The organism is Variovorax robiniae (genome assembly GCF_037889955.1).
GTDB lineage: Bacteria > Pseudomonadota > Gammaproteobacteria > Burkholderiales > Burkholderiaceae_C > Variovorax > Variovorax robiniae.
This window is the reverse complement of sequence record NZ_JBBKZS010000016.1, coordinates 125,805-140,819: the sequence shown is the minus strand read 5'-3', so window position 1 is coordinate 140,819 and position 15,015 is coordinate 125,805. Positions and strand designations below refer to the sequence as shown.

17 protein-coding genes are annotated in these 15,015 nt (G+C 66.9%); 11 read left to right on the top strand and 6 right to left on the bottom strand.

Going from position 1 to position 15,015, the window contains the following annotated elements; genetic code table 11:
• Positions 1-184: hypothetical protein (locus tag WKW79_RS27915; RefSeq protein WP_340338485.1), on the top strand; the 184-nt coding region annotated here is incomplete at its 5' end.
• Positions 185-285: 101 nt separating this feature from the next.
• Here the strand turns inward: WKW79_RS27915 and WKW79_RS27910 are convergent.
• Positions 286-1,317 (bottom strand): aldo/keto reductase, encoded by a 1,032-nt coding sequence (locus WKW79_RS27910; protein WP_340338484.1) that lies wholly within the window; start codon positions 1,315-1,317, stop codon positions 286-288.
• Between the two features lie 89 nt (positions 1,318-1,406).
• Between WKW79_RS27910 and WKW79_RS27905 the strand changes: the two genes are divergently transcribed.
• Both WKW79_RS27905 and WKW79_RS27900 read left to right on the top strand, forming a co-directional pair.
• Complete coding sequence (locus WKW79_RS27905) at positions 1,407-2,261, top strand: DMT family transporter (protein WP_340338483.1); 855 nt, start codon at positions 1,407-1,409, stop codon at positions 2,259-2,261.
• Between the two features lies 1 nt (position 2,262).
• The gene (locus WKW79_RS27900; protein ID WP_340338482.1) at positions 2,263-3,042 is read left to right on the top strand and encodes an aspartate dehydrogenase; all 780 of its coding nucleotides are present in this window, start codon (positions 2,263-2,265) and stop codon (positions 3,040-3,042) included.
• On the opposite strand, the gene WKW79_RS27895 is transcribed toward WKW79_RS27900, so the two are convergent.
• Genes WKW79_RS27895 through selD form a run of 4 tightly spaced genes read right to left on the bottom strand, consistent with a single transcriptional unit; the run spans position 3,032 to position 5,369 of the window.
• On the bottom strand, positions 3,032-3,514 hold the full coding sequence (locus WKW79_RS27895) for a GNAT family N-acetyltransferase (protein ID WP_340338481.1): 483 nt from the start codon (positions 3,512-3,514) through the stop codon (positions 3,032-3,034). The genes WKW79_RS27900 and WKW79_RS27895 overlap by 11 nt on opposite strands.
• Before the next feature lie 25 nt (positions 3,515-3,539).
• A complete protein-coding gene (locus WKW79_RS27890; protein WP_340338480.1) occupies positions 3,540-3,803 on the bottom strand; it encodes a hypothetical protein in 264 nt (87 codons plus the stop codon).
• Positions 3,804-3,816: 13 nt separating this feature from the next.
• Entirely contained in the window at positions 3,817-4,293 is a 477-nt protein-coding gene (locus WKW79_RS27885; RefSeq protein WP_340338479.1) for an FKBP-type peptidyl-prolyl cis-trans isomerase, read from the bottom strand.
• A 20-nt stretch (positions 4,294-4,313) separates the two neighbouring features.
• On the bottom strand, positions 4,314-5,369 hold the full coding sequence (gene selD / locus WKW79_RS27880; protein ID WP_340338478.1) for a selenide, water dikinase SelD: 1,056 nt from the start codon (positions 5,367-5,369) through the stop codon (positions 4,314-4,316).
• A gap of 18 nt (positions 5,370-5,387) precedes the next feature.
• Between selD and mnmH the strand changes: the two genes are divergently transcribed.
• The 4 genes from mnmH (at position 5,388) to WKW79_RS27860 (ending at position 9,892) form a co-directional block, all read left to right on the top strand.
• Positions 5,388-6,449, top strand: a complete 1,062-nt coding sequence (gene mnmH / locus WKW79_RS27875; protein WP_340338477.1) for a tRNA 2-selenouridine(34) synthase MnmH — start codon at positions 5,388-5,390, stop codon at positions 6,447-6,449.
• Positions 6,450-6,568: 119 nt separating this feature from the next.
• Entirely contained in the window at positions 6,569-7,771 is a 1,203-nt protein-coding gene (locus WKW79_RS27870; protein ID WP_340338476.1) for a M20 aminoacylase family protein, read from the top strand.
• 37 nt (positions 7,772-7,808) lie between these two features.
• Complete coding sequence (locus WKW79_RS27865) at positions 7,809-8,768, top strand: tripartite tricarboxylate transporter substrate-binding protein (RefSeq protein ID WP_340338475.1); 960 nt, start codon at positions 7,809-7,811, stop codon at positions 8,766-8,768.
• A 590-nt stretch (positions 8,769-9,358) separates the two neighbouring features.
• Positions 9,359-9,892, top strand: a complete 534-nt coding sequence (locus tag WKW79_RS27860) for a hypothetical protein (RefSeq protein ID WP_340338474.1) — start codon at positions 9,359-9,361, stop codon at positions 9,890-9,892.
• Positions 9,893-10,001: 109 nt separating this feature from the next.
• Here the strand turns inward: WKW79_RS27860 and glgX are convergent, their stop codons facing one another.
• Positions 10,002-12,170: a glycogen debranching protein GlgX gene (gene glgX, locus WKW79_RS27855; protein WP_340338473.1), complete on the bottom strand. Its 2,169-nt coding sequence runs from the start codon at positions 12,168-12,170 to the stop codon at positions 10,002-10,004.
• Between the two features lie 181 nt (positions 12,171-12,351).
• On the opposite strand from glgX, the gene WKW79_RS27850 reads away from it, so the two are divergent.
• From WKW79_RS27850 to WKW79_RS27835, 4 genes are all read left to right on the top strand, one after another.
• Positions 12,352-12,660, top strand: coding sequence for a UBP-type zinc finger domain-containing protein (locus tag WKW79_RS27850; RefSeq protein ID WP_340338472.1), 309 nt, complete (start codon positions 12,352-12,354; stop codon positions 12,658-12,660).
• 119 nt (positions 12,661-12,779) lie between these two features.
• Entirely contained in the window at positions 12,780-13,352 is a 573-nt protein-coding gene (locus WKW79_RS27845; RefSeq protein WP_340338471.1) for a GAF domain-containing protein, read from the top strand.
• A 4-nt stretch (positions 13,353-13,356) separates the two neighbouring features.
• Positions 13,357-13,746, top strand: coding sequence for a hypothetical protein (locus WKW79_RS27840; RefSeq protein WP_340338470.1), 390 nt, complete (start codon positions 13,357-13,359; stop codon positions 13,744-13,746).
• A gap of 206 nt (positions 13,747-13,952) precedes the next feature.
• Positions 13,953-14,990 (top strand): hypothetical protein, encoded by a 1,038-nt coding sequence (locus WKW79_RS27835; protein ID WP_340338469.1) that lies wholly within the window; start codon positions 13,953-13,955, stop codon positions 14,988-14,990.
• The last annotated feature ends 25 nt before the right edge of the window (positions 14,991-15,015 follow it).

Here is a 15,015-nt window from a genome sequence, read left to right as displayed (position 1 = left end):
CCCGGTGGCAGCGACCGTGTACGTCGACGACGTCTACGTGGAGCGATCATTTGCCGAGGAGACGGCCCGTGGCGTTCGTGGACTGCGGGCCTGGGTGACCAACGAGTACGCGCACAACGGCCTGCGGGCCGATGGCGAGCGCATCGTGGGTCGCCTGCTCGACATGGTCCGCGGCCGGGCGTGAGCCGATGGACGTGGCTTTTCGCGTACCCAGCAAACGCGAAAGTGGCCGGGTACTCGATTGCCAGGCGATGCGCCATTTGGCGAGCCCGGCCGGGGCCAGCCTCAACTGATCCCACCCCGCTCGTTGAGCATCGGAAACCCCCGCTGGTGCCACACCGGATAAGCCGCCGCCACATCGCTTGCCGCATCGAGCACCGCGATCTGCTCGGTGCTTAGCTTCCACCCGACGGCGCCGATGTTCTCCAGCAGTTGCGCCTCGTCTCGCGCACCGATGATCACGCTGGTCACGGTCGGCCGTTGCAGCAGCCAGTTCAAGGCGATCTGCGGAATGGTCTTGCCCGTTTCCTTCGCCACCGCATCCAGCGCATCGACGATGCGGAACAGCCGCTCCTCCTCGAACTTCGGCCCGGTGCCGGCGATGTCATGCGCCCGCGTGCCGGGCTTCGCGGGCTGGCCTCGACGAATCTTGCCGGTGAGCTTGCCCCAGCCCAGCGGGCTCCAGATCACCGCGCCCACGCCCTGGTCGCGGCCGAGCGGCATCAGCTCCCACTCATAGTCGCGGTTCAGCAGCGAGTAGTACGCCTGGTGCGCCACATGGCGCGGCCAGCCATGGCGGTCCGACACGGACAGCGACTTCATCAAATGCCAGCCCGAGAAGTTCGAGCAGCCGATGTAGCGCACCTTGCCCGAGCGCACGATCTGGTCGAGCGTGGACAGCGTCTCCTCCACCGGCGTGTTGTAGTCCTGCCCGTGCAGTTGCAGCAGGTCGATGTGTTCGACGCCCAGCCGCGTCAGCGCCTTGTCGACCGCGTCGATCAAGTGCTGCCGTGAAGAGCCATAGTCGTTCGGCCCGTCCCCCGTCGGAAAGGTCGCCTTGGTCGAGATCAGCAGCCGGTTGCGCTTGCCCTTGATGGCCGCGCCGAGGATCTCCTCGGCCAGCCCCGACGAGTAGCCGTCGGCGCTGTCGAACATCGACACCCCGTGGTCCAGGCACACGTCGATGAGCCGTGACGCGCCGCCCGCGTCGGTCGCGCCCCAGGCCTTGAAGAAGTCGTTGCCGCCGCCGAAGGTGGCGGTGCCGAAGCTGAGCGCGGGCACGCGCAGGCCGGAGTGGCCGAGACGCCGATGTTCCATGGGATGAATCCTTGTCTTGCTTGCGATGAAGGAAGCCCCGCAATCTATCCCTTTGCGCGCGGGCGTGCAGGCGGCAAGATCGGCACCCCATGCCAAACCTCCGGACGATCGCGCTCACCATCGCGGCGATGCTCGCCTTCGCGGCCAACTCGCTGTTGTGCCGGGCCGCGCTGCAGCATGGCGGCGTCGACCCGGCGAGCTTCGGCAGCATCCGGCTGGTGTCGGGCGCGCTGGCGCTGGCGCTCATCGTGCGGATGCGTTCGCAGCCTGCATCGCGTGGCCCGGTCGACCGGGTTGCGCCGCTGATGCTGTTCGCCTACGTGGCCTGCTTTTCATTCGCGTACCTGAGCCTGTCGGCCGGCACGGGGGCGCTGATCCTGTTCGGCGCGGTGCAGCTGACGATGTTCGGTGCGGGGCTGTACGCGGGCGAGCGCTTCGACAAGGTGGCGCTGGCGGGCCTGGCGCTGGCCGTGGGCGGGCTCGTCTACCTGGTGTCGCCGGGCGTCACCGCGCCGTCGCCGCTGGGCGCCGCGTTGATGGCCGCGGCCGGCGTGGCCTGGGGCGTGTATTCGCTGCGCGGTCGTGGTGTGGCCGATCCGCTGGCTGCCACGGCGCGCAATTTCGTGTGGGCGGCGCCGCTGGCCTTGGGGCTCAACCTTTTGTTCATTGCGGGCGTGCATGCGGACGCCACCGGCATTGCACTGGCCGTTGCGTCCGGTGCGATCACCTCGGGCGTGGGCTACGTGATCTGGTACGCCGCGCTATCCCATCTTTCCGCGATGCGCGCCGCCACGGTCCAGTTGTCGGTGCCGCTGATCGCCGCAGTGGGCGGCGCGCTGATGTTGACGGAAGCCATCACACCGCGCTTAATCGCCTGCTCCGCGGCGATCCTCGGCGGTATTGCGCTGGTGCTGTTCGCACGGTCCCCGAAGCGAAGGACCTGACATGATGCATGTGACGTTCATCGGTGCCGGTGCCATTGCAACCGAGGTCTACAACCGCCTCGCGCCGTATCACAACGCGCTCGAGATCATGGCCGTTGTGCGCTCCGATACGTCGAGCCGCACCTGGAACGACGTGCCGGTGCATGCCTCCGTGCCCAGGGACTACTGCGACCTCGTCATCGAGATGGCCGGCGAGGCCGCCGTGACCCAGCATGTGGTGCCGGCCTTGCGCAACGGCGTGCCCTGCTTCATCTGCTCGGTCGGCGCGCTGGCGGCGCCGCAGGTGCAGGCGGCGGTGCGCGGCGCGGCGCAGCAGGGCGGTACCACCGCGCAACTCATGAGCGGGGCGATCGGCTCGCTGGACGCGCTGGCGGCAGCGGCCGTCGGCGGGCTCGACCGCGTCCACTACACCGGCCGCAAGCCACCGGCGGCCTGGGAGGGCACACCCGCCGAGGCGCAAGGGGCGCTGGACAAGCTGACCTCGCCCACCGTCATCTTCGAAGGCAGCGCGCGCGACGCGGCGCTCAAGTATCCGCAGAACGCCAACGTCGCGGCCACCATCGCGCTGTCCGGCCTGGGCCTCGACAAGACCCGCGTCACCCTCATCGCCGACCCGTGCGTGGACTGCAACGTGCATCACATCGAAGCCTCGGGCGCCTTCGGCCGGCTCGACTTCTGCTCGCACAACCTGGCCTCGCCGGACAACCCCAAGACCTCCGCGCTCGCGGCATGGAGTGTGGTGCGGGCGGTGCTGGATCGGGTGAGCGCGTTCAGGTCGTAGGTGAGGTGCCGAGCAGCTTGCGCATGCGCGCGTTGCGCAGGCGTTCGCCACGCACATCGACCTGCTGGCGCTGTTCGACGACGAAGCCGAAGCGGATGAAGAAGCCTTCGGCGGAAAGGCTGACGTTCGCGTGAAGCTCGCCGATGCCGCGTGCATGGGCCGACTGGTGCAGATGCGCCATCAGCGCGGTCCCGACGCCGCAGCCGCCGAATGCGCCGTCCACGAAAAAATGATCGATGAGGCCCGTGTCCTGCAGGTCGGCATAGCCGGCGATGCGCCCTGCGAATTCGGCGACGAAGGGCCGGTTGCTGCGCAGCCGCTCCGCCCATTCGGCGAGGTCGTAGTCCTGCGGCGCCCAGGCTTCGAGTTGCGCCGGGGTGTACCAGGCCGTGCCCATCTGGTGGACGGAGGCGCGGAAGACGGCGCGAAGAGCGGCTTCGTCGGCGCCGGGTCGGAAGTCGCGGATGCGCATGGGATCGGCACCGCGCGATGGCACGCTACTGCCCCACCACCGACCAACCCGCCTTCTGGTTGGTCTTGTCGTTCTCGTACTCCCACTTCGTGCCGCAGGCGTCGCAGCGATAGGTGGTGACGTTCACCGAATGCCCCTCGCGCTCCTCCTTGCGGGTGGACTGCTGCACCAGCTCGGCATGGCCCGGCGCCTTGCGCCAGTTTCGCTGGATGCCGGCGCAGCTGGCGCACAGCGGCATCTTCTTCTGGTCGGCCGCGCGGGCGGAGCGCTTGGGGTCGAGGGTGGTCATGGGTGGAGGCCGATCAATGGTGGTGGCCATGCTCGCCATGCACATGGCGGTGCGCGATCTCTTCCTCGGAGGCGGCGCGCACCTCGGTCACCTTGAGGCTGAAGCGCAGGTCCATGCCCGCGAGCGGATGGTTGCCGTCGAGCATCACCACCGGCCCCTTGATCTTGACCACGTTGAAGACCTGCGGCTCGCCCTTGTCGTTGCGCCCTTCGAGCTGGCCACCGACCTTCACGCCAGGCGGGAACTCGGACTTGGGGATGGTTCGCACCAGCGACTCGTCCCGCTCGCCGAAGCCGTCCTCGGGCTTGAGTTCCAACGTGACCTGGTAGCCGGGCTGGCGCCCTTCCAGCGCGGCCTCGATCTTGGGCAGCGTGTTGCCGTAGCCGCCGTGGAGATAGACCATCGGGTCCTTGCTCTCCTCGATGAGCTTGCCCTTGGCATCCGCGACCTTGTAGCGGAGGGTGACGACGGTGTCTTTGGTGATTTGCATGGGGGGATTGTCCCGCAAGGCTAGGGGTGGAAGGTCGCGCCGGCTTTTTCGCCGGCGGGCACGGGATGCAACGCGCCAATGGCAGCGGCCTGCGCAAAGCCCGCGCGGCGGAACGCGTCGAGCACGTCTGGCGCTGCATCGGGTTTGCAACTGACGAGCAGCCCGCCGCTGGTCTGTGGGTCCGACACCAGCGCGCGCTGCCAGTCCGACGCCGCTCCGGGCCATGCGATCTGCCCGCCGTAGCCCGCCCAGTTGCGCCCCGACGCGCCCGTGACGATGCCCTGCTGCGCGAACGGTACGGCGCTCGCGATCAGCGGCAGCGCACCCAGCGACACCTCGGCCGACAGCCCCGAGCCACGGCAGATTTCCAGCAGATGGCCGGCCAGCCCGAAGCCGGTCACGTCGGTCATCGCATGCACGCCGTCGAGGCCCGCCAGCTCGATGCCCACGCGGTTCAACTGGGTCGTGTGCCGGATCATTTCCGCGTACCCGGCCGCGTCCAGCAGCCCCTTCTTGAGCGCCGCCGACAGGATGCCCACGCCCAGCGGCTTGCCCAACACCAGCACGTCGCCCGCCTGCGCCGCCGAATTGCGGCGCACGCGCTCCGGATGAACGAGCCCCAGCCCGACCAGCCCGTAGATCGGCTCCAGCACATCGATGCTGTGCCCGCCCGCGACCGGGATGCCGGCCTCGCGGCAGATGCTGGCGCCGCCCTCCAGCACGCGGCCGATCACCTCGGGCGGCAGCTTGTCGATCGGCATGCCGACCAGCGCCAGCGCCATGATCGGCGTGCCGCCCATCGCGTAGATGTCCGACAGCGCATTGGTCGCGGCGATGCGGCCGAAGTCAAAGGGGTCGTCGACGATCGGCGTGAAGAAGTCGGTGGTGGCGACCAGCGCCTGCGTGTCGTTGAGGCGGTAGACCGCGGCATCGTCGCTGGTCTCGGTGCCGACCAGCAGTTCCGGTGGCACCAGGCCTTGCGGCGCGCGCGCGAGGATCTCGGCGAGCAGGCCCGGCGCGATCTTGCAGCCGCAACCGCCGCCGTGGGAAAAACGTGTGAGCGCAAGCTGTTCCATGGCGCGGAGAATAAACCCATGACCCACCGCGGCCCCGTCACCGTCGCCGATCGCCACCAATTCGATTTGCTGATCGATGCGCGCTCGCCGGCCGAGTTCGCGCTCGACCACATCCCCGGCGCCATCAACTGCCCCGTGCTCGACGACGAGGAGCGCCGCATCGTCGGCACGATCTACAAGCAGACCGGCGCCTTCGAAGCACGCCGCGTGGGCGGCGCGATGGTGGCAGCCAACCTGGCGCGGCACCTGCGCGAGCGCTTTGCCGATCAGCCGCCGGGCTGGAAGCCGCTGGTGTATTGCTGGCGCGGCGGGCTGCGCAGCGGATCGATGGTGACGTGGCTGCGGCTGGTCGGCTGGGATGCGCAGCAACTGGCGGGCGGCTACAAGAGCTTCCGGCACCACGTGCTGGACCAACTGGCCGCGTGCCTTCCGCGGCTCAGCCTGCGGGTGATCTGTGGCGCTACCGGCAGTGCCAAGACGCGCGTGCTGCAAGCCCTGGCGTCGCGCGGCGCGCAGGTGCTGGACCTGGAAGGGCTGGCACGGCACAAAGGCTCCCTGCTCGGCGCCTTGCCCGGGGTGCCGCAACCCTCGCAGAAGGCCTTCGAAACGCAGATGGCCACGGTGCTCGAAGCCTTCGACCTGGCGCGTGTCGTGTACGTCGAAGGAGAGAGCCCGCGCATCGGCCGCATCGCCCTGCCGATCCCGCTGGTCGAGCGCATGCGGGCCGCCGACTGCATCGAGATCGTGGCCACGCCCGAGGCACGCCTGGCCTACTTGCTGCGCGACTACGCCTACCTCGGCGACGACGGCGAGGCGCTCGCGACGCAACTCGGAAAGCTCAAGGAAATGCAGGGCAAGGAAACCGTCACGCGCTGGCAGGCCTGGGCGCGCGATCATTCGCTGCCACCGCTGTTCGATGAACTGATGCGGCTGCACTACGACCCCCATTACGCGCGGTCGCAGGCGCGCCATTTCAGCCATTGGGCGCAGCGGTGCCAGGTGGTAGCGGACGAACTTTCGGATCAGGGCATTGCGCGCGTGGCCGAAGCGGTGCTGGCGCTCGACACCACTCGCGCGTAGCTCACCTTGCCATTGCGGCGCGACCGCGCCCTTCAATCATCGGGCGGCAAGGGTCTGCGCTGGTGCAGCGTGCGGGCATCCTCGGCAAAATCTTCCGCACCTCCCGATCACCACCCCTCATGAACATCGTCGACTCCTTCGCCAACGTCGCCCGCTTCATCGACATCCGCCGCGACATCCATGCCCACCCAGAACTTGGCTTCGAGGAGCACCGCACTTCGGAAAAGGTCGCGCAGTTGCTCGCCGAATGGGGCATCGAAGTCCATCGCGGCATTGCCGGCACCGGCCTGGTCGGCGTGCTGCGCAAGGGCACGAGCACCCGCACCATCGGCCTGCGCGCCGACATGGACGCCCTGCCCCTGCACGAGGCCAACGAGTTCCCGCACAAGTCCACCCATGCCGGCCGCATGCATGCCTGCGGCCATGACGGCCACACGACCATGTTGCTGGCGGCCGCATGGCACCTGTCGCAGCAAGGCCCTCATGATTTCGACGGCACGGTCCACTTCATCTTCCAGCCCGCCGAGGAGATGGGCAAGGCCGGCGCGAAAAAGATGATCCAGGACGGCCTGTTCGATCGCTTCCCCTGCGACGCGGTGTTCGCGCTGCACAACTTCCCCGTAGGCGAGGTCGGCCGCTTCGCGCTCAACGAAGGCGCGCTGATGGCGTCGAGCAACACCTACAAGGTCACGATGCGCGGCCGGGGCACGCATGCCTCGATGCCGCACACGGGCATCGACCCGGTCGCCGCCGTGGTCACCCTGGCGCAGCAGTTGCAGACCATCGTGCCGCGCACCATCGCCAGCACCGAGCGCGCCCTGCTCGCGGTCACCCAACTGCAAGGCTCCGACGCGCCCAATGTGATCCCCGACCTGGCCACCGTCGGCGGCACCGTGCGCACCTTCTCCATCGATGCGCTCGACAAGATCGAGGAGCGCCTGCGCACCGTTGCCAAGGGCGTGGCCGAGGCGCATGGCTGCACGGCCGAGGTGAGCTTCATCCGCGCCTCGCCCCCGGTGGTCAACCACAAGGACGAGGCGCGCTTCGCCGCCAGCGTGATGCGAGAGGTGGTGGGCGCGGACATGGTCACCGACGACTGGCCCGCCGTGATGGGCGCCGAGGACTTCGCCCACATGCTGATGGTGCGGCCAGGCTGCTACGCCTTCTTGGGCAACGGCGATGGCGACCATCGCATGGACGGCCACGGGCCCGGGCCTTGCATCATCCACAACACCTCGTTCGACTTCAACGACGACATCATCCCGATCGGTGCCAGCTACTTCGTCAAGTTGGCGCAGCGCTGGTTGGCTGTCGGTGCCTGAACCCGTTCCACTCTCTCGCAGAAAGAAGCATCCCGCCATGCCCTTCGCGCTCGACCGTCGTTCCTTCATTGCCGCCTCCGCCGCTGCAGCCCTCCCAGCCTTCGCGCAGCAGCGCGTGATCCACATCATCGTGCCCTTCGGCACCGGCGCCGTGCAGGACACGGTGGCACGTGCTTTCAACAGCGAGCTGGGCGTGGCACTGGGCGCGACCACGGTGGTGGAGAACCGTGCCGGCGCCGGCGGCAGCGTGGGCGCGGCACTCGTTGCGAAGGCGCCCGCGGACGGCAACACGCTGGTGCTCGCCGCTGCCAGCCATCACATCGCCGGCCACCTCTACAGCAAGCTGGGCTACGACCCGCTGAAGGACTTCGTCGGCGTCGCCAACCTCGGCAATGCGGGCTATGCGCTGGCGGTGTCGAGCGCGATGAACGTCGGCAACACGGCGGACTTCATCAAGGAGGTCAAGGCCAACCCCGGCAAGTACAACTACGCCTCGGCCGGCAACGGCAGCGCCACGCACCTGGCGATGGCGTCCTTCCTGGCCAAGGCCGGCCTGCAGATGACGCACATCCCGACCAAGTCCACCGGCGAGGCGGTCAACGAGCTGCTGGCCGGCCGCGTGCAGGCGGTGATCTCGTCGAGCATTGGCGTGATCGGCTTCCAGACCGATGCGCGCATCAAGCTGCTGGCCACGACGGGCACGCAGCGCAGCCCCTTCCTGCCCAACTTGCCGACGGTGGCGGAGAGCGGCCTGCCCGGCTATTCCTTCGATTCGTGGATCGGCCTGCTCGCACCCGCGGCCACGCCGAAGGCCGAGGTCGACAAGCTCAACGCCGCCGTCAACAAGGTGCTGGCCGACCCGACCATCCAGGAGCGCTTTGCGCGCCTCGGCGTGGAGCCGCGCATGCAGACGGCGGCCGAGTTCCAGCAACTGCTGCGAAGTGACTGGGATGCGATGGGCGTGGTGGTGAAGGCCTCGGGCGCGAAGGTGGATTGACGCGGCTGGTAAAGCATCGTCGCTCGCGCCCCCGACGGCGGAGCAATCTGACTGGAATGCCTGACGACTTCCAGTTTGCGTTGGCTGGCGCGTGAAATCGCTGGGTGGGAACGAGACAAGCTTGGCGGCCGATTCAGCGTGACGGGTGTCGGCAATTGAAGCGGCAAACGCCGGTGTCGGCCTTCTGACATATGGCCGACTCGGAAACGCTCGACTACCGTGCTGGATCCAACGCGTTGGAGGGCAAATCCATGGCGATCCGGTACGACTTCGACACCAGTCCAATGAGTGCCGGCGAAAGTCGAGCTTTCACTTTGACCAGCCAAGTGCCTGCCGAAGTTCACGTTCGATGTTTCGTCACCTCGCCGCGACCACCGGGATATCGGCCGTGCGCCGAGTGCGGCTCCTATGCAATTCAATGGGGCGAGACTATCGAGATTCGAGCGAGCGAGCGCCTTTTCTCTCGCGCTCAGGGAGGCCTTGAAATCGAGATTCGAGACTTGGAGGGCGATGTCGTGAGGTTTCAGGTTGAAGTAGGTGACGGAGACGATAGCGCCAAGGCCCTGGTTGCCATGGCGAGGTAGGGCCACATGACAACTAATCCATTGGAGGTCGCCCAGAACGCATTTGAAGCGGCTTTCACCGAGGCGAAGAAAGCCCGTTGGCCATTACAACTGAGCTCCTTCCTCCGACGCCTGCTGGCCTACGGACTGAAGGCCATTGCGGTGTTTGGCGCGCTGGCCATTTCCTCTGGTCGCCTGTCCGAATATGCACAGTTCATCGGAATTGCAATTGCCGTGGCTGTCGCCATCGACGGTCTCTTTTCGAATCATGTTCGGATGATGCTGGTCACGAAAGCAGCTCAAGCCTACAGACGACTGACGAATGAAGCAAGGCGGGCTCATATGCTGCGCCTGCCATCCATTCTGGCAATCAAAGTCCAGGACTCAGGGGAAGAAGAGTCCAAACAGCAACTGCTTTTGCTGCTCTATGAGCTCACAGCCAAGCTTCACTCTGGGTGCGCAGAGGTAGAACTCGCTCTGGACGAAGGGCACTTCAAGGCCTTGGACACGCTCACGCTGGATAGCGAACGCAGCAAGCCAACCACCGTAGCGACTACGTGAGAGCAGCTGAATGGGTCTACAACCTCGCTGCCATTCGTGCTCAAGGCTCTGTGGGTAATCGACGACCGCCAAGTGCGCCGGCCAGCGTGACGGCAAGCGCAGTTGCGAGCTACGGCGAGTGAAACACCAGCATCGACCGCCCCGTGACCATGTAGAGATGCCCGGGCCGGAAGGTGTCTTCCTCCTGCGTCTCCAGCGCCGTGTCCACCACCCGCGTCCAGGTCTTGCCGCGCGCCCGGCCGCGTCGCGGCATCTTGAATTCCAGCGCACCTTCCCAGGCGTTGAAGACCATCAGCACGCTGGCGTCGGTGGCCGGTTGCGGCAGTGAGGAACCCGGCACGCTGCCTTCCAGCAGCAGGCCGAAGCAGCGCGTGCGCGCATCGTGCCAATGTGCCGGGGCCATCTCGGTGCCGTGGGGCGTGAGCCAGGTCGCGTCCTTCAGCTTCGTGGCCTGGTTGACCGCGCCGGTCATGAAGCGGTTGCGGCGCAGCACCGGGTAGTCCTTGCGCAGCCGGATGATGTGGCGCGTGAAGTCCAGCAACGCACGGCTGGGTTCCGAACCGGCAGCAGCCCAGTCGATCCAGCTGATCTCGTTGTCCTGGCAGTAGGCGTTGTTGTTGCCCTGCTGCGTGCGGCCGAATTCATCACCGGCCAGCAGCATCGGCGTGCCTTGCGACAGCAGCAGCGTCGCGAGGAGGTTGCGCTGCTGACGCGCGCGCAGGGCCAGCACTTCGGCGTCGTCGGTCACGCCTTCGACGCCGCAGTTCCACGAGCGGTTATGCGAATGGCCGTCGCGGTTGTCCTCGCCGTTGGCTTCGTTGTGCTTGTCGTTGTAGCTCACCGTGTCGGCCAGCGTGAAGCCGTCGTGCGCGGTGATGAAGTTGATGCTGGCCCACGGCCTCCTGCCTCGGTGGTTGAAATGGTCGCCGCTCGCGGTGAGGCATTGCGCGAGCGCCGGTGCCATGCCTTCGTCGCCCTTCCAGAAGGCGCGCACGTTGTCGCGGAACTTGTCGTTCCATTCGGCCCAGCCCGGCGGAAAGCGCCCGACCTGGTAGCCGCCCGGCCCGATGTCCCAGGGCTCCGCGATGAGCTTGACGCTGGAGAGCACCGGGTCCTGCCGGCAACTGTCGAGGAAGCCGCCGCCCTCGTCGAAGCCGTGCGGCTCGCGCGCGAGGATGGTGGCCAGGTCGAAGCGGAAGCCGTCGACGTGCATCTCGCTGACCCAGTAGCGCAGGCTGTCCGTCACCATCTGCAGCACGCGCGGGTGGCTCAGGTTGACCGTGTTGCCGGTGCCGGTGTCGTTGATGTAGTAGCGCGGGCCGGGGCCGTCGCCATTGCCCGTGCCTGGCATCAGGCGGTAGTAGCTCGCGTTGTCGATGCCCTTGAAGGACAGCGTCGGGCCCAGTTCGTTGCCCTCGGGCGTGTGGTTGTAGACCACGTCGAGGATCACCTCCAGCCCGTGGGCATGGAAGCGGTCGACCATGTGCTTGAACTCGTCGATGTTCGGCCCGTCCATGTAGCGCTGGTCGAGCGCGAAGAAGCCGATGGTGTCGTAGCCCCAGAAGTTGGTCAGGCCCTTGTCGGTGAGGAAGGGCTGGTTGAGGAACATCTGGATCGGCAGCAGCTCGACGCTGGTCACGCCGAGTTCGCGGATCGGGTCGAGCACTTCGTCGCGGGCCAGGCCGGCGAAGGTGCCGCGCATGTGTTCCGGCACGCCAGGGTGCTGCATCGTGAAGCCGCGCACATGCGTCTCGTAGAGCACGGTCCGGTTCCACGGCACGCGAACGGCATCGGTCTGCGTCCACTGGAAGCGCGAGTCGACCACCACGCACTTGGGCATGAAGGGCGCGCTGTCGCGTTCGTCGAAGCTGAGGTCGCCATCGGGATGGCCGACGGTGTAGCCGAACAACTCGGGGCCCCACCTCAGCTCGCCCATGTGCGCCTTGGCATAGGGGTCCAGCAGCAGCTTGTGGTGGTTGAAGCGATGGCCCTTCTCGGGCTCGTAGGGGCCGTGCACGCGAAGGCCGTAGCGCGTGCCGGGCAAGAGGCCGGGCACGAAGCCGTGCCAGACCTCGTCGGTGTATTCGGGCAGCGTGACGCAGCCCAGTTCGGTGGTGCCGGCCTCGTCGTAGAAGCACACCTGCACCTTTGTGGCATGCGCGGAGAACACGGCGAAGTTGACGCCGCGACCGGTGTAGGTCGCGCCGAGCGGGTGCGGAGCGCCTTCTTCGAGCGCGTAGGGCGCGTGGGGCACCGGGGTGTGGCCGGGGTCTGGCATCGAGGCTCCAGGCAAAGAGCAGTACTTTGCGATATTGCGGCAAAAGCCGAAATGGACGGCCTGCGGGACTTGGCGTAGGCCAACAGGCATCTGCAAGGCGCGTGCCCGCCAAACGGACTGGCCGGTTCGCTGCCCGCATGGGAACATGGCACCCTCAGCAGACACACCCGAGAAATGTCACATGAGCAAGCACTGTACGCACACCGGCGGCATCGCGCGCGTGGTGCCGAGCGCCCTGGGTTGCGAGGAATGCCTGAAGACCGGCGGCCGCTGGGTGCACCTGCGGCTGTGTCGCACCTGCGGGCACGTCGGCTGTTGCGACAGCTCGCCGCATCGCCATGCCACGGCGCACTTTCACGAAACGCAGCACCCGATCATCGAAGGCTACGACCCGCCCGAGGGCTGGGGCTGGTGCTATGTCGACCGCGTGGCGCTGGACCTGGGGGACGACACCACGCCGCAGAACGGGCCGATTCCGCGCTACGTGTGAGCCAGGGCGCGCGCATCGGCGCTGAGCAGGCTACATTGCTCGGTCGGCAAACGTGGGAATCAAGGGAAGGACAAAAGGGCTGGCCGAGCGTTTGCCTTCGGTGGCCGGCCGAAAAGCATATGTACGAACTACATTCCGCGGACTATTCGCCCGATGCCTTCGAGGTCCGGGTGTCCGAATTGCTCGTCGCCACCGCCGAGGGCGGCGACGCGCTTCTCAGCAGCGCCGTCACCGAGGTGCTGCAACTGTTGCGCTCCAAACTCAACATGGACGTGGTGTTCGTCTCCGAGTTCGTCGACGGCCATCGCGTGTTCCGCCGCATCGAGGCCGATGCCGACAAGCGCGTGTTCGAGGAAGGGCAGTCGCATCCGCTCGAAGTGACCTTCTGCCAGCGCGTCGTTGACGGCAGGCTGCCGCAGATGGTCAAGCACTGGGCCACCGACCCGGCCACGCAGGGCCTGCCGAAGCTGCCCTTCCCGATCGGCAGCTATCTCAGCGTGCCGGTGGTACTCAGCGACGGAAGCGTGTACGGCACGCTGTGCTGCTTCAGCTTCGCGGAGAACGATGCCCTCTCGCAGCGCGACCTCAAGAAACTGGAGATGTCGGCGCAATTCACGGCCAAGCGCATCGACGAGGTGCGTGCGCGAGATGCGGCCGCACCTTCAACGCCGCCGCCGAGGCGCGACCACTGACCGCATGAACGCTCGCAAGTACACCGGCCTCAGCAATGCTTCGCTTCATGACGATGGGCTGACCTTCAACATCACCCTTGAGACGGAGGACGGCGCGGTCCCGCTCGAAGTGCCGGTGGCAGAAATCAGCAAGCTCACGCACATGCTGGCCAAGGTGTCGATTGCCTCCGGCGAGATCCGGGCGCTGCCGCGGCATTTTGCCGGCGACGGCACGCTGACCTTGCGTCCGGTGGACGCCAGCGCGATGGCCGTGATGAAAGGCGAACCCGGCCGCGCGATGGTCCTGCTGCTGGTCGGTGCCACCACCATGGCCTATTCACTGGACGCGCGACAGGTGCTGGCGTTTTCCGAGGAATTGCAAGCGGTGGCGGGACAGTTGGGGCCGGATGGCTGAGGGCGAAGCGACGCGCTCGTGCACCGCGCGTCGCGTCGGCAGACTTTTGTCATGAACCCGGGACTGGCGTGCTCCGCGCGCGGGCTGCGAATCGAGGGGCCGCGGCTATCATTTCCCGCTTCACAAGGGAGCACGCACCGATGGCCGACAGAGCCCCGCAACCGCGTGACCGTGCCCCCGGATGCGCAGAACACCCCCCGGTAACCGTGCCCAACCTCCAGAATTCCCAGTTCTCCATCCCCGGCATGCCCGCGAGCGACCAAAGCCTCGGCGACCGCATCTCGATGGTCATTCCCGACGAGCCCGGCGGCGTGATGGACTATGCCCACGCGATGGCCGAGCGCATGGGCAACGCCCGCGTGCTCGGCTATCGCAAGGATCTCAACGTCGACGGCGATGCCGTGCTGCTGCATGTCAGCGGCTACGGCTATTCGCGCTACGGTGCCCCCTTCCACCTGTTGAACTGGGTCAAGCGCAACAAGCCGCGCATGAAGCGCTTCGGCGTGTTCATGCACGAGGCCTATGCCGTCCCCACCCGCATCACCTCATCGGTGTTCTGGGTCTGGCGCGCGCAGCGCTACATCGCGAGCCAGTTGGCCAAGCGCTCCGAGTTCTGGATCTCCAACACCCATTACATCCACGACTGGTTGGAGAAGGAGGCCGGCCACCTGCCGCACCTCTGGATGCCGATCTATTCCACGGTCGGCGAGCTGGCCGAATTGCCGACGGTACGCGAGAAGAAGCTGATCGTGTTCGGCACCGCGCCCGTGCGTGTCAACACCTGGCGCGCGGGTGGCGAAGAGCTCTTTCGCTGGGCCGCCGCCAGCGGGCTGGAAATCCACGACATCGGCTCGCCCGTGAAAGATGCGGAAGTCGCGGCCATGCTGAAGGCGCACGGCGTCGTCGAGCATGGACGGCTGTCGGTCGAGCAGATCCAGGCGTTGATGGGCAGCGCAACCTATGGCGTGGTGGCCTACTCGCCGCACGACGTGGCCAAGAGCGGCATCTTCAACTCCTATTGCGCGCACGGCGCGGTGCCCGTGCTGCTGTCGCCGAACAACGGCGCCTACGATGGCCTCGCGCCCGGCGTGCAGTACCTCAAGGGCATCCCGTCCACCGATCCGGCCCCCGCCGAAGTCGCGCGCATGTCGCGCGCGGCCTTCGACTGGTACCAGGGGCACAGCATCGCGGCGACCTGCGATCCGATTGAGGCTCTGCTTCGTCCCAACGCGGTCCGCAAATAGTCAGCGAGCAAGCGGGCGCGCAAGA

What these genes read in the sequence shown, in the direction of transcription:
- WKW79_RS27910 (WP_340338484.1), bottom strand. Translation starts at nt 1,317, where the DNA reads ATGGAACATCGGCGTCTCGGCCACTCCGGCCTGCGCGTGCCCGCGCTC.
- WKW79_RS27905 (WP_340338483.1), top strand. Translation starts at nt 1,407, where the DNA reads ATGCCAAACCTCCGGACGATCGCGCTCACCATCGCGGCGATGCTCGCC.
- WKW79_RS27900 (WP_340338482.1), top strand. Translation starts at nt 2,263, where the DNA reads ATGATGCATGTGACGTTCATCGGTGCCGGTGCCATTGCAACCGAGGTC.
- WKW79_RS27895 (WP_340338481.1), bottom strand. Translation starts at nt 3,514, where the DNA reads ATGCGCATCCGCGACTTCCGACCCGGCGCCGACGAAGCCGCTCTTCGC.
- WKW79_RS27890 (WP_340338480.1), bottom strand. Translation starts at nt 3,803, where the DNA reads ATGACCACCCTCGACCCCAAGCGCTCCGCCCGCGCGGCCGACCAGAAG.
- WKW79_RS27885 (WP_340338479.1), bottom strand. Translation starts at nt 4,293, where the DNA reads ATGCAAATCACCAAAGACACCGTCGTCACCCTCCGCTACAAGGTCGCG.
- selD (WP_340338478.1), bottom strand. Translation starts at nt 5,369, where the DNA reads ATGGAACAGCTTGCGCTCACACGTTTTTCCCACGGCGGCGGTTGCGGC.
- mnmH (WP_340338477.1), top strand. Translation starts at nt 5,388, where the DNA reads ATGACCCACCGCGGCCCCGTCACCGTCGCCGATCGCCACCAATTCGAT.
- WKW79_RS27870 (WP_340338476.1), top strand. Translation starts at nt 6,569, where the DNA reads ATGAACATCGTCGACTCCTTCGCCAACGTCGCCCGCTTCATCGACATC.
- WKW79_RS27865 (WP_340338475.1), top strand. Translation starts at nt 7,809, where the DNA reads ATGCCCTTCGCGCTCGACCGTCGTTCCTTCATTGCCGCCTCCGCCGCT.
- WKW79_RS27860 (WP_340338474.1), top strand. Translation starts at nt 9,359, where the DNA reads ATGACAACTAATCCATTGGAGGTCGCCCAGAACGCATTTGAAGCGGCT.
- glgX (WP_340338473.1), bottom strand. Translation starts at nt 12,170, where the DNA reads ATGCCAGACCCCGGCCACACCCCGGTGCCCCACGCGCCCTACGCGCTC.
- WKW79_RS27850 (WP_340338472.1), top strand. Translation starts at nt 12,352, where the DNA reads ATGAGCAAGCACTGTACGCACACCGGCGGCATCGCGCGCGTGGTGCCG.
- WKW79_RS27845 (WP_340338471.1), top strand. Translation starts at nt 12,780, where the DNA reads ATGTACGAACTACATTCCGCGGACTATTCGCCCGATGCCTTCGAGGTC.
- WKW79_RS27840 (WP_340338470.1), top strand. Translation starts at nt 13,357, where the DNA reads ATGAACGCTCGCAAGTACACCGGCCTCAGCAATGCTTCGCTTCATGAC.